The 11915-nt window shown below is 63.1% G+C and carries 11 protein-coding genes and 1 pseudogene; 7 read left to right on the forward strand and 5 right to left on the reverse strand.

The annotated features are described in order from the left end of the window. The 3 genes and pseudogenes from AB4Z11_RS09080 to AB4Z11_RS09090 all read left to right on the forward strand — a co-directional run. A pseudogene (locus AB4Z11_RS09080) lies at positions 1-303 on the forward strand (metallophosphoesterase); the annotation flags it as partial. A 98-nt stretch (positions 304-401) separates the two neighbouring features. Continuing rightward, positions 402-971 (forward strand): hypothetical protein, encoded by a 570-nt coding sequence (locus AB4Z11_RS09085; RefSeq protein ID WP_442024599.1) that lies wholly within the window; start codon positions 402-404, stop codon positions 969-971. A gap of 22 nt (positions 972-993) precedes the next feature. Then, entirely contained in the window at positions 994-1605 is a 612-nt protein-coding gene (locus AB4Z11_RS09090; protein WP_442024601.1) for a hypothetical protein, read from the forward strand. Positions 1606-1743: 138 nt separating this feature from the next. On the opposite strand, the gene rsmA is transcribed toward AB4Z11_RS09090, so the two are convergent. From rsmA to AB4Z11_RS09110, 4 genes are read right to left on the reverse strand one after another with little or no spacing between them, the layout of a single operon-like run. Next, a complete protein-coding gene (gene rsmA / locus AB4Z11_RS09095) occupies positions 1744-2508 on the reverse strand; it encodes a 16S rRNA (adenine(1518)-N(6)/adenine(1519)-N(6))-dimethyltransferase RsmA (RefSeq protein WP_442024603.1) in 765 nt (254 codons plus the stop codon). Next, positions 2505-3623 carry a 4-hydroxythreonine-4-phosphate dehydrogenase PdxA gene (gene pdxA, locus AB4Z11_RS09100; RefSeq protein WP_442024605.1) on the reverse strand — a complete coding sequence of 373 codons (1119 nt, stop codon included), beginning with the start codon at positions 3621-3623 and terminating at the stop codon, positions 2505-2507. Before pdxA ends, rsmA begins: the two co-directional genes overlap by 4 nt. A gap of 18 nt (positions 3624-3641) precedes the next feature. After that, positions 3642-5051 carry a peptidylprolyl isomerase gene (locus tag AB4Z11_RS09105; protein WP_442024607.1) on the reverse strand — a complete coding sequence of 470 codons (1410 nt, stop codon included), beginning with the start codon at positions 5049-5051 and terminating at the stop codon, positions 3642-3644. Between the two features lie 40 nt (positions 5052-5091). Further along, the gene (locus AB4Z11_RS09110) at positions 5092-7329 is read right to left on the reverse strand and encodes an LPS-assembly protein LptD (RefSeq protein WP_442024609.1); all 2238 of its coding nucleotides are present in this window, start codon (positions 7327-7329) and stop codon (positions 5092-5094) included. Between the two features lie 98 nt (positions 7330-7427). On the opposite strand from AB4Z11_RS09110, the gene AB4Z11_RS09115 reads away from it, so the two are divergent. The 4 genes from AB4Z11_RS09115 to AB4Z11_RS09130 are packed head-to-tail and all read left to right on the forward strand — an operon-like array spanning position 7428 to position 11673. Next, positions 7428-8507 (forward strand): aminoglycoside phosphotransferase family protein, encoded by a 1080-nt coding sequence (locus tag AB4Z11_RS09115; RefSeq protein ID WP_442024611.1) that lies wholly within the window; start codon positions 7428-7430, stop codon positions 8505-8507. Between the two features lie 9 nt (positions 8508-8516). Beyond that, complete coding sequence (gene murU / locus AB4Z11_RS09120; protein ID WP_442024613.1) at positions 8517-9224, forward strand: N-acetylmuramate alpha-1-phosphate uridylyltransferase MurU; 708 nt, start codon at positions 8517-8519, stop codon at positions 9222-9224. Next, complete coding sequence (gene pepP / locus AB4Z11_RS09125) at positions 9221-10543, forward strand: Xaa-Pro aminopeptidase (protein ID WP_442024615.1); 1323 nt, start codon at positions 9221-9223, stop codon at positions 10541-10543. The genes murU and pepP overlap by 4 nt, the downstream gene beginning before the upstream one ends. Continuing rightward, on the forward strand, positions 10540-11673 hold the full coding sequence (locus AB4Z11_RS09130; protein ID WP_442024617.1) for an FAD-dependent monooxygenase: 1134 nt from the start codon (positions 10540-10542) through the stop codon (positions 11671-11673). Before pepP ends, AB4Z11_RS09130 begins: the two co-directional genes overlap by 4 nt. 71 nt (positions 11674-11744) lie before the next feature. Here AB4Z11_RS09130 and AB4Z11_RS09135 read toward each other — a convergent pair. Beyond that, a partial coding sequence (locus AB4Z11_RS09135) for an NAD(P)(+) transhydrogenase (Re/Si-specific) subunit beta (protein WP_442024619.1) occupies positions 11745-11915 on the reverse strand: 171 nt, incomplete at its 5' end.

An 11915-nucleotide genomic window follows, 5' to 3' on the forward strand; every position in this document is an offset into this window, starting at 1 on the left:
GTGCACCTGTGGCAGCAGGTCAGCTACAGCAGTCCGCATCCGAGCCAGTTCATTACCGGCTTCTCCGGCACCGACGAAGACACCACGCCGCTGCCGGACGACGTCGCGCAAGTGCAGCCGGCGCCGGGCGCCGTGATCGCCCACTTCAGCAGCTGGGTAGGCGGTTTTGGCTTCATGACCATGGAACGCGGCGCGGCGCCGGGCGAGTGGCAGATCGTCGTCCACGACCGCAACGGCGCCGAAATGAACCACTGCCGCCTGTCCGGCCGCAGCTCGCAATGCGAGAAGGCGCAGCTGCGCTAAAAAATGTTACAAGCCTAAATCAGGCCGTTGCTTGCTAAATGCACTAAAATAGCTGCCGATTCCGCGTGGCGGTCCAGTAAATCGTATTGGAGAGATGAATGAATAGTAAGTTTGTGCGTCCCGGCCTGGCGCTGCTGTGCGCAGCCGTCCTGTCGGCATGCGGTGGCGGCAATGGCAATATGACTCTGGGTGTGACCGTCAACGGCCTGGCCAAGACCGGCCTGATTATCCAGAATGGCAGCGACACCGTCACCGCCGATGCCTCCGGCACCTATTACTTCCCGACCCTGCTGGCCACCGACGCGGACTTCAACGTCACCCTGAAAACCGTGCCGGACAACGTCACCTGCGTGGTCAGCAACGGCACCGGCAAGATCAACTATTACACCCAGCTGCAGGCGGTGGTCAACTGCGCCAACGTGCCCTACAACCTGGGCGGCACGGTAAGCGGCCTGACCCAGGGCATCCTGGTACTGGCCAACGGCTCCAGCACCGTATCGCTGCCGGCCGGCACCACGACCTTCAAGTTCCCGGTACAGGTACCGAATGCTGCCTTGTACGGCGTCACCGTGCTGACCCAGCCGGATGGCCTGTCCTGCACCGTGGCCAATGGCAGCGGCACCATGCCGGTCGCAGACGTGACCAATGTGGCCGTGACCTGCCACTAAGCGCATCCTTTTTGGAGAATACATGAAAGCAAACTATGTAGGCACGGCGGCAGCGCTGGCCGCAGCCCTGGCGCTGTCCGCATGCGGCGGCAAAGCGTCGTTCGACGTTTCCGGCACCGTGACCACGTCGTCCGGCAGCCCGATCGCCAACAGCGGCCTGGTGCTGCAGAACGGCGACGACACCGTGTCCGTACCGCTGGGCCAGACCAGCTTCACCTTCCCGAACCGCATTTCCTACGGCACTGAATACAATGTGACCGTCAAGACCCAGCCGGCGCACATGACCTGCAGCATCGCCAACCCGACCGGCTCGGCAGGCCAYACCGCGACCATCTCGGTCGCCGTGATCTGCTCGCAGAACTCGTACACCGTGGGCGGCACCATCAGCAATCTGACGCTGGATGGCCTGAGCATCATCAACGGCTCGAACAGCTCGGCGGCATTCTCGGTTGCCAAGGGCTCGACCGCGTTTGTGTATCCGGAATCGATCCCGGTCGGTACGCCATACGGCCTGTCCATCTTCACCCAGCCGAAGGACACCACCACCGGCGCGACCCAGACTTGCACGCTGATCAACGGCACCGACGTGATGGGCGACGCCAACCGCGCGAACGTCGTAATCACCTGCCAGTGATATTCAGGAAGTGAATGACAGGAATTTTAAAAATAAATTGGATTAATATGCGGCAGCGCATCATAATCGTTCCTGTCTCCTCCACTTCTTACTAAGAATTGGATTTAAGCCCACCGCCTAGGTGGGCTTTTTTTTTGCTCAGAGATTGGCCAGGGCGACGTAGGCTTCCATCGGGACAGCCTCGGGACGGTCCTGCGGATTGATGCCCGCCTGCACCAGCTGCTCTTCCGTGAACATGCCGGCCACGCAGTTGCGGATCACTTTGCGGCGCTGCGAAAAAGCTTTCGCGACCACGGCTTCCAGGCGCGCAGGATCGCAAGGCAGCGGATTTTCGATCGGAATCATGCGCACGATGGCCGAATCCACTTTCGGCGGCGGATCGAAGGCATCCGGCGGCACGATGAACAGCAGCGCCATGCGGTAGCGCCATTGCAGCATCACAGACAGCCGGCTATAGGCCTTGGTGCCCGGTTCCGCCACCATGCGCTCCACCACCTCTTTTTGCAGCATGAAGTGCTGGTCCTGCACCTGTGGCGCGAATTCGGCCAGATGGAACAGCAGCGGCGACGAGATGTTGTACGGCAGATTGCCCACCACGCGCAGCTTGCGGCCCTCCGGCACGGGGATCGAGCCGAAATCGAACTTCAGCGCGTCGCCTGCGTGGATGGTCAGCTTTTCGCGCGGATAGCGTTTTTCCAGGCGCGCCACCAGGTCGCGGTCCAGCTCCACCACGTGCATATGCGGCAGGGATTTCAGCAGCAGGTCGGTCATCGCAGCCAGGCCAGGGCCGATTTCGACCATGGTGTCGCCGTCGCGCGGGGCGATGGAATCGATGATATCGCCAAGGACGCGGTCGTCCTGCAGGAAGTTCTGGCCGAAGCGTTTGCGGGCTATGTGTTTCATGTTCTCTCTGATTGTTGGCTGGCTTCGACCATGCGCAAGGCGCTGGCGATGGCTTCTTCCATGCTGCTGCTGTCGGCCAGGCCCAGGCCTTGCGCGGCCAGGTCCAGCGCGGTGCCGTGATCGACCGAAGTGCGGATCAGCGGCAGGCCAAGCGTGATGTTGACGCCGCGGCCAAAGGTGGCGTGCTTCAGCACCGGCAGGCCCTGGTCGTGGTACATGGCCAGCACGCAGTCGGCGTCTTCCAGGTATTTGGGCTGGAACAGCGTATCGGCCGGATAAGGCCCGCGCGCATCGATACCGCGCTCGCGGGCAGCGGCCAGCGCGGGCGTGATGGTGTCGATTTCCTCGCGGCCCAGGTAGCCGTTTTCACCGGCGTGCGGATTCAGGCCCGTGACCAGGATGCGCGGCGATGCGATGCCGAATTTGCCGCGCAGGTCGCGGTCGATGATGTCCAGGATCTCGGCCAGGCTTTCGCGTGTGATGGCCGCCGCGACGTCTTTGAGCGGCAGATGCGTGGTCGCCAGCGCGACGCGCAGCGGCGGCGCGACCGCTGCCCGGTCCGGCGCCGCGGCAGGTGCTGCAAGCGCGTGCGGCTGGCCGGCCAGCATCATCACCACGCGCGGCGTCGCAGTCTTGTCGGCAAAATATTCGGTGTGGCCGGAGAATGGCACGCCGGCATCGTTGATGGTGCTCTTTTGCAGCGGCGCGGTGACGACAGCGCGGAACCAGCCAGCGCCAACGCCTTCAATCGCCGCGTCCAGCGTGGCCAGCACGAAGCGGCCGTTTTCCTTATCCAGCACGCCGGGTGTGACGTGCGCCCCCAAAGGGATGTCGATCGCGCACAGCACATTGGCGCCGAAATGCGGCAACCCGCCGTTGCGGACGGCCTGCAGCGACAAGGCGCTGATGCGGATGGCGGGATCGATGTCGGCGGCCACCATGGCCAGGAAGGCCGCGTCGCCAATCAGTACGGCGTTGACCTGCYCGCGCATGGCCCAGGCGGCGCGGATGGAAATCTCCGGCCCGATACCGGCCGGTTCGCCCGTCGTCACGGCGACCACGGGGCGTCGCGATGGGGGCACGGCGGCGCGCCCGTTTTGCTGAGTGGCGCTCACCTGTGCCCTCCTTCTGACTTACTTCGCTTCTTCGCGGAACTCGACGTAGGCGCGGTCGCGCACTTCGCGCTGCCAGTTTTCGATGGCCTCCACCAGCTTGCGCTCACGCAGGGCGTTGCGGGCTTCGGCGCGTTTCTTCTCTTTCGAGACGTCGTCCGTCTTGCGCTCCAGGACTTCGATCAGGTGGTAACCGAAGCTGGTTTCCACCGGCTCGGACACCTGGCCCGGCTTCAGTTCGTTCATGGCCTTTTCGAATTCCGGCACGGTGTCGCCCGGATACAGCCAGCCCAGGTCACCGCCCTTGGACGCGGAACCGTCGTTCGACACCAGGCGCGCCAGGTCTTCGAACTTGGCGGCCTTGTTATCCAGGCGCTCCTTCAGTTCCAGCAGCTTGCGCTTGGCGTCGGCCGCGCTCACGGTCGGCGTGACCTTGATCAGGATGTGGCGGGCGTGCGTCTGCTGCACGGTTTCCGCGGCAGCCGCTTCTGCCAGGCTGCGCTTGTCCACCAGCTTCAGGATGTGGAAGCCGCCCACGCTCTTGATGACCGGGGTGGTCTGGCCTGGCTTCAGCTTGCTCAGTGCTTCGGCAAACACCGGCGGCAAGCGGTCGCTCTGGCGCCAGCCGACGGCGCCGCCCTGCAGCGCGTCGGAAGCGTCGGAGTAAGTCGCGGCCACCTTGGCGAAGTCGGCGCCGGTGCGCAGCTGGCGCATCACGTCTTCCGCCTTCTTCTGGCGCTGCGCCAGCACTTCCGGATTGGCGTTTTCAGGGATGCGCACCAGGATCTGCGAAATATTCAGTTCGAACTGTTCGGCAGCGGCGGCCTGCTCGGAAGCCACGAAGTTGTCCACTTCCGCTTCCGAAATCTGGATCTTGTTGTCCACCTCATGCTCGCGCAGGCGCTGCATGATGATCTCTTCGCGGATCTCCTCGCGGAAAGCCGGGAAGGTGGTGCCCTCTTTCTCGGTCTGGTTGCGCAGTTCCTGCACACTCATTTTCTGCTGTTCGGCGATGCGGCTGATCGCGCGGTCCAGCATCTGGTCGTCCACCCGCACGCCCATTTCCTTGGCCAGCTGCAGCTGGGCGCGTTCCACGATCATGCGTTCCAGGATCTGGCGTTCCAGGTCGGCCTGGTCCGGCAGCTGCACGCGCTGCTGCTGCATGCGGTGCACGATGGTCTGCACACGCTGGTTCAGTTCACGGCGCGTAATGACTTCGTCGTTGACGATCACGGCGATGGAGTCGATCGGCGTGTTGTTCGACTGCGCAGGCGGGGTAAAACCTTTCGCTGCTGCTGCAGCCGGCGCCGCCTTGGCCGGAGCGGCTGGTGCGGCCGGCTTGGCGTCCTGCGCCAGGGCCGGGGTGCCGGCAGCGAGGGCGCACAGCAGGACAACTGCTACTTTGATCGGGTGCATACTGGCATTACGCATATCTGAAACGCTCATGAGTCAGGGGTGGAGAAAACCAATTTTAGCGGCGGTAGCCTTCATTCAAACGCTGGTAGCCCGGAATACTGTTCTTCATCACTTCCAGCGGGTTGCCGATACCGAACTTGGACAGTCCGTTCAGCTCCAGCTGGAAGAAGATCTGGGTCGAGGTCTTGTTGGCCGTCGTCACGAAGCGCTGCGCGCCCATGCGGAACACCCAGCATTCACAGTTGTATTCCAGACCAATCAGGCTATCCAGGACCTTATGATCCTRCAAAGAATAGCTGACGCGGCCCACGCCAAACCAGCGGTCCGATAACGGCCACTGGCTGGAGAAGTCCGCATTCTTGAAGCTGTCGCGCAGATAACGCAGGCCCGCGTTAATCACCTTCTTGGGACCTGGCTGATATTGCAACGTCAGATTCGAGCTGACTACCTTGCTGTCGTGCGGATTGTACTGCACTGCGCTGTCGACACCCCAGGATTCGGAAATGCSGCCGGTGGCGGCGGCCAGAATGTCCGAACGGCTGTCCTTGACCTCGGCGTTCGGATCAAGCTGTACGCGCTGGTCTTTCAGGTAGAAGCGCTCGCCGAATGCGAGGCGCAAACGCTCGGCGCCATTCGCTTCCAGGAAGCGCGACACCACGGCGGCCGTGATCTGGTTCGCATCGCTCACGCGRTCGGAACCRACGAAGCGGTTCTCGCTGAAGATCTGCGTGAAGTTGAAGGTGGCGTCGGCCGTGTCGAACAGCGGATTGTCCTGGCGCTTGTACGGCGTGTAGACGTAGAACAGGCGCGGCTCCAGGGTCTGCGTCATGGCGCGGCCAAACAGCTTGGTGTCGCGCTCGAACTCCAGGCCCGAATCGATCGAGAAGGTCGGAATCGCGCGCGTGACCGAGCGCGAATCGGCGCCCTGATAGGAATCAATCGAATACGCCGCCGCATTCAGCATCACCTTCGGCGTGATGAAGTAGCTGGAGCCGATGATCGGATAGCTCACCTGCGGCACGGCCACGAAGCGGCTGCCTTCAATCAGGGTCGGATGCGAGAAGCGCGTCAGTTCGGAGTCGACCTGCCAGTCGAAGCCGCCCACGTCGTAGCGCGCGGCGCGGAAATTGATTGCCGGCAGACGGTCATACGGACGCTCCACCGTCAGGCTCGGGTTGGTCACCGAGTCCGGGTCCTGCAGCACCTGGTAGCGGTTCACGCGCGCGGTCAGGCTCCAGTATTCGCCGCGGTAATCGGTACGCAGTTCGCGCAGCAGCTGGCGTTCCGCCGAACCGGCCACCGTCTTCGAGAAGTCGTTCGGATAGTTGTCGTCGGATGCCGCGCGCGCATTCCAGCCGAACGACCAGTCCTTGGTCAGCGCCTGGGTGTGCGTGGTGTTGATCTGCCAGCGGTCGGTGCCGGTTTCGCGGTCGTGCGGCAGGTATTCGATGAAGGTCTTGCCTTCGTAATAGTTGCCGGCGTCCGTCTCGCCGATATAGCGGCCCAGGGCGCCGAACTGGATACCGCGGCGCGAGATGATGCGCGGGTACAGCGTCAGGTCGCGGTTGGGCGCGATATTGAAGTAGTACGGTACGGTCAGTTCGGCCGCGCCTTTCGAGCCGAAGCCCGGAATCGGCGGCAGCCAGCCGGAGCGGCGCGCGCCGGACAGCGAGAACGACATGGCGGGCGTGCCGATCAGGGGCACGTCCTTGAAATACACGATGGTGGTGCCGGCAGTACCCACGTCGCGGCCCGAATCCAGATTCAGGGTGCTCGATCTGATGTACCAGTCCGGGCTCGGACCCTGGCAGGTACTGTAGGTGCCGTCCAGGACCAGCGCTTCGTCTTCGCTCAGGAAGTCGATCTGGCGCGCCTTGCCCTGGCCGTTGTTGACCTCCATCTTGTAGGTCGGATGCAGTGCGTAGCCCTTGCCCGTTTCCAGGTTAAGCTTCAGCTCATCGGCGGTGTAGTAGTCGCCGTAGCGCCACATGCGCACATTGCCTTTCGCTTCGACCTCGTCTTCCACCTGGCGGAAGCAGGCCGTGTCGGCCGTCATGCGGGTCTTGTCGTGCACCACTTCCACGTCGCGGTACAGATTCAGCTCGCGCTCCGGGCGGCCGCTCATGTCCTCGGCGCTGATGGTGGTCACTGCAGTCTTGTCTTCCACGCGCGGCGGGCGCTTGGCATGCTGCGCAGTCTGTGCGTGGGCACACACCGTCGCGGAGGCGGCGGCGATGGCGGTCAAGGCGAATGCCCAGCGTTGCTTGTTGTTAGGGGCCGAAAACCAGCTCATGTAAGGGACGCGAGTAACACCGTGACAGGCGATTTTTTAATGTGAATCCCTTATTATATGGGAATCTTCACCTTCAACCGGATTCCGCAGGCTGTTTAATGTCTTTATTGTCTAATTTACCATCCAACGGCGCGCAAAATGGCGCCGCAGCAGCTGCCGATCCCCGCCTTGCCCTGCTCAAAGACTGGCTGCAAGGCCTTGGCCTGGTGGCCGTGGACTCCGCACGTCCGGCCTCCGAAGACGCCAGTTTCCGCCGCTATTTCCGTGTCGATGTGCTGCCTGAGCATCAGGCAAAGCATGGCGCCACCCTGATCGTGATGGATGCGCCGCCCGAGCGCGAGAACGTGCCGGCCTTCGTCAAGGTCGACGAATTGTTTGCCGGTGCCGGCGTTTCGGTGCCCGCCATCGTGGCGCAGGACGTGCCACAAGGCTTCCTGCTGCTGTCCGACCTGGGCACCACCAGCTATCTGCAAGCCCTGAACCACGACAACGCCGCCGCCCTGTATGCGGAGGCGCTGTCCGCCCTGGTGAAGATCCAGCTGAAAAGCCAGCCGGGCGTGCTGCCCGACTTCAACCGCGAAATCATGATGCGCGACCTGGGCCAGTTCCCGGAATGGTACATCGGCCGCCACCTCGGCGTGACCCTGACCGATGCCCAGCGCGCGGACCTGGACAAGGTCTTCGAATTCCTGATGGCGAACATCCAGTCCCAGCCCCAGGTCTTCATGCACCGCGACTTCCACTCGCGCAATCTGATGTGGATGGACGAGCACAATCCCGGCATCCTCGATTTCCAGGATGCGATGTACGGCCCGGTCACTTACGACATCGGCTCGCTGATGAAGGATGCCTACGTGGCGTGGGACGAAGAGCTGGTCCTCGACTGGGTGATCCGCTACTGGCAGCATGCGCGCGCCATGGGCCTGCCGCTCAACAAGGACTTCGACACCTTCTACAAGGACTTCGAGCTGTGCGCCCTGCAGCGCCACCTGAAGAACCTGGGCACGTTCTCGCGCCTGAACTACCGCGACAACAAGCCGATGTACCTCGGCGACATCCCGACGGTGCTGGAGTACGTGACCAAGACCGCCCACCGCTACACCGAACTGAAGCCGCTGCGCAAGCTGCTCGATGCGCTGGATACCAACCCACAGCCCAAGGTCGGCTATACCTTCTGAGAGGCTGTTATGAAAGCCATGATTTTCGCCGCAGGACGCGGCGAGCGTATGCGTCCCCTGACGGATACCACGCCGAAGCCATTGCTGAAGGTGCGCGGCCGCGCACTGATCGAATGGCATATCGTGAACCTGGTACGTGCCGGGATCACCGAGATCGTCATCAACTACTCCCACCTCGGCCACATGATCGAGGAATATCTGGGCGACGGCAGCAGGTATGGTGCAACCATCGCCTACTCCGCCGAGCCGGAACCGCTGGAAACGGCGGGCGGCATCGCCAAGGCGCGCCACTTGATTGGCGAGGAACCGTTCCTGGCCATTTCCGGCGATATCTTCTGCCCGCACTTCGATTTCGAGCAGGTGAAGGATGTGCTGCAGGATAAGGACATGTGGGGCAACCCGTGGGACAAGGACAAGCGCGACGCCGCCTGGATCTGGCTCACCAAGAACCCCTGGCACAATCCCAAGGGAGACTTCGGTCTGGACATGTACACGGTGACCAACGAAGGCGATCCGAAATGGAACTTCGGGAACATCGGCGTCTACCGCATGGAAATGTTCGACGGCATCGAACCGGGCCAGCACGCAGGCCTGGGCAAGCTGATTCGCGCCTATGCGGACAAAGGCCAGGTGGGCGGCGAGATCTATGAAGGCGAATGGGTCAACGTCGGCACCGTCAAACAGCTGGAAGAACTGAACGCAGCACTGAACGCATGAGCCCTTACGCCGAACGCCGCGCCAAAGTGCTGGCGCAGATGGAGCCCGGCAGCGTGGCTGTCATCGCCACCGCGCCGGAAGTGCTGCGCAACGGCGACAGCGATTACCCGTACCGCCACGACAGCTCCTTCTACTACCTGACCGGCTTTACCGAGCCGGAAGCGGTACTGGTGCTGGTGGCGCCGCGCGGTACGGCGCAAGCGCAGAGCATTCTGTTCTGCCGCGAGAAGAATATCGAACACGAAATCTGGGACGGCTACCGCTACGGCCCCGAAGCGGCGCGTGCAGAATTCGGCCTGGACTTCGCCTATCCCATCGGCCAGCTCGATGAGCAGATGACGCGCCAGCTGTCCAATGCCACGGCGCTGTACTGCTCCCTGGCACGCAACACCACGCTCGACGCGCAGGTGATGCGCTGGCTGGAAAGCGTGCGGCGCATGTCGCGCAGCGGCATCACCTCGCCGTCCTCGGTGCGCGACCTGCTGCCGATGATCGACGAAATGCGTCTGCTGAAGGACGAAGGCGAACAGGCCATCATGCTGCGCGCCGGCGAAATCGCGGGCGGCGCCCACGAGCGCGCCATGCGTGCCGCCAAGCCGGGCATGTTCGAATACGAAATCGAAGCCGAGCTGCTGTACGAATTCCGCCGCCACGGCGCGCAGTTCCCGGCTTATACGCCGATCGTGGCATCGGGCGCGAACGCCTGCGTCCTGCACTACAACACCAACAGGCGCCAGACCCAGGACGGCGACCTGGTGTTGATCGATGCGGGCTGCGAGCTGGATGGCTATGCCTCCGACATCACGCGCACTTTCCCGGTCAATGGCCGCTTCACCGGTCCGCAGCGCGCGCTGTATGAACTGGTGCTGGCGGCGCAGGAAGCGGCCTTCAAGGCCATCGTGCCGGGGCAGCAGTATTCGGCCATTCACGAAGCCGCCGTGCGCGTGCTGGTGCAGGGCATGCTCGACACCGGTCTGCTGAAGGGCAGCCTGGATGAAGTGATCGAGAACAAAACGTACACCCAGTTCTATATGCACGGCACCGGCCACTGGCTGGGCATGGACGTGCACGATGTGGGCTTATACCGCGACGTGCAGCACAGCGACAAACCGTCACGCCTGATCCAGCCGGGCATGGCGCTGACCGTGGAGCCGGGCCTTTATGTGCGGCCTGCCGTGGGCGTGCCGGAGCAATACTGGAATATCGGCATCCGCATCGAAGACGACGTGATCGTCACACGGGACGGCTATCGCCTGCTGACGGCCAGCGCGCCGAAGTCCATCACGGACATTGAATACATCATGAAGGGCAATGCATGACGGTTGATGCCGATATCGCCATCTGCGGCGCAGGTCCGGCCGGCATGGCGCTGGCGGCGCTGCTGGTCAAACGCGGCGTGGCTGGCGGCCGTATCGCGATGATCGATGCCAAATCGCTGGAGCAGGCACAGAACGATCCGCGCTCGCTGGCGCTGTCCTATGGCAGCCGCCAGATCCTGGAGAGCATCGGCGCCTGGCCGATTCCCGCCACGCCAATTCACGACATCCATGTGTCGCGCAAGGGCCAGTTCGGCCGCAGCATGATTACGCGCGACGAGCAGAAGGTGCCGGCGCTGGGTTATGTCACGCGCTACGGCGCCATCGTGCAGGCGCTCGGCGCCGTGTGTGCGCAGATGGGCGTGCGTGCGCTGCGTCCCGCGCGCGTGGTGCGCAAGGACGAGGATGCGCAGCAGGTCATCCTGCACCTGGAAGGCGAAGCACCGCAGATGCTGCGCGCGTCCATCGTAGTGCAGGCCGAAGGCGGCCTGTTTGGCGAGCAGGACGAAAAGCACGTCACGCGCGATTACGGACAAACCGCCGTCATCGCCCAGGTGCGCACCAGCGCGCCGGTCGAACACCGCGCCTACGAACGCTTTACGCACGAAGGCCCGCTGGCACTGCTGCCGCAGGATGAGGAATATTCGATGGTGTGGTGCTGCCGTCCCGATACGGCGCGCGAGCTGCTGGAACTGGATGACGCGGCTTTCCTGGCGCGTCTGGGTGAAATGTTCGGCCACCGCATGGGCAGCTTCATTGCCACGGGACGCCGGCTGGCTTTTCCGCTTGGCCTGAATGCCGGGGTGACGGGCAGCGCGCGCACTGCTGCTATCGGCAATGCGGCGCAGACATTGCATCCGGTGGCGGGACAGGGCTTGAATCTCGGTCTGCGCGACGCGGCCGTGCTGGCACGCCTGCTGGCGCAATCGGCGTCACCGGATACGCTGGTGCGCTACGCCGAGCTGCGCCGACAGGACCGCAGCCTGACCGTGCGCGCGACGGATACGATGGCGCGCATCTTTGCCAACGAATCGCCGGCCCAAGCCCTGCTCGGGCTCTCGCTGGCCGCCATCGACATCATCAGCCCCGCGCGCAGCATGCTCGCCGAGCTGATGATGTACGGCCGCCGCTAAAAACCAACGGCCCCAAAGCAGGTGGCAGGCACATCGTGCCTGCCACCTGGTTCACGCCTCGGGTTTTAAGACTATTCCGCGGCCTTCACCATATCCTCAAGGACCTTCTTCGCATCGCCAAAGACCATCATGGTCTTATCCATATAGAACAGCTCATTATCGAGGCCCGCATAGCCGGACGCCATCGAGCGCTTGTTCACAATAATGGTCTTCGCTTTATAGGCCTCCAGAATCGGCATCCC

Source organism: Pseudoduganella sp. RAF53_2, assembly GCF_052113985.1.
Lineage (GTDB): Bacteria > Pseudomonadota > Gammaproteobacteria > Burkholderiales > Burkholderiaceae_D > Rugamonas.

Coding starts and splice junctions, on each gene's coding strand:
- AB4Z11_RS09085 (WP_442024599.1), top strand. CDS start 402: ATGAATAGTAAGTTTGTGCGTCCCGGCCTGGCGCTGCTGTGCGCAGCC.
- rsmA (WP_442024603.1), bottom strand. CDS start 2,508: ATGAAACACATAGCCCGCAAACGCTTCGGCCAGAACTTCCTGCAGGAC.
- AB4Z11_RS09130 (WP_442024617.1), top strand. CDS start 10,540: ATGACGGTTGATGCCGATATCGCCATCTGCGGCGCAGGTCCGGCCGGC.
- pepP (WP_442024615.1), top strand. CDS start 9,221: ATGAGCCCTTACGCCGAACGCCGCGCCAAAGTGCTGGCGCAGATGGAG.
- AB4Z11_RS09105 (WP_442024607.1), bottom strand. CDS start 5,051: ATGCGTAATGCCAGTATGCACCCGATCAAAGTAGCAGTTGTCCTGCTG.
- murU (WP_442024613.1), top strand. CDS start 8,517: ATGAAAGCCATGATTTTCGCCGCAGGACGCGGCGAGCGTATGCGTCCC.
- AB4Z11_RS09115 (WP_442024611.1), top strand. CDS start 7,428: ATGTCTTTATTGTCTAATTTACCATCCAACGGCGCGCAAAATGGCGCC.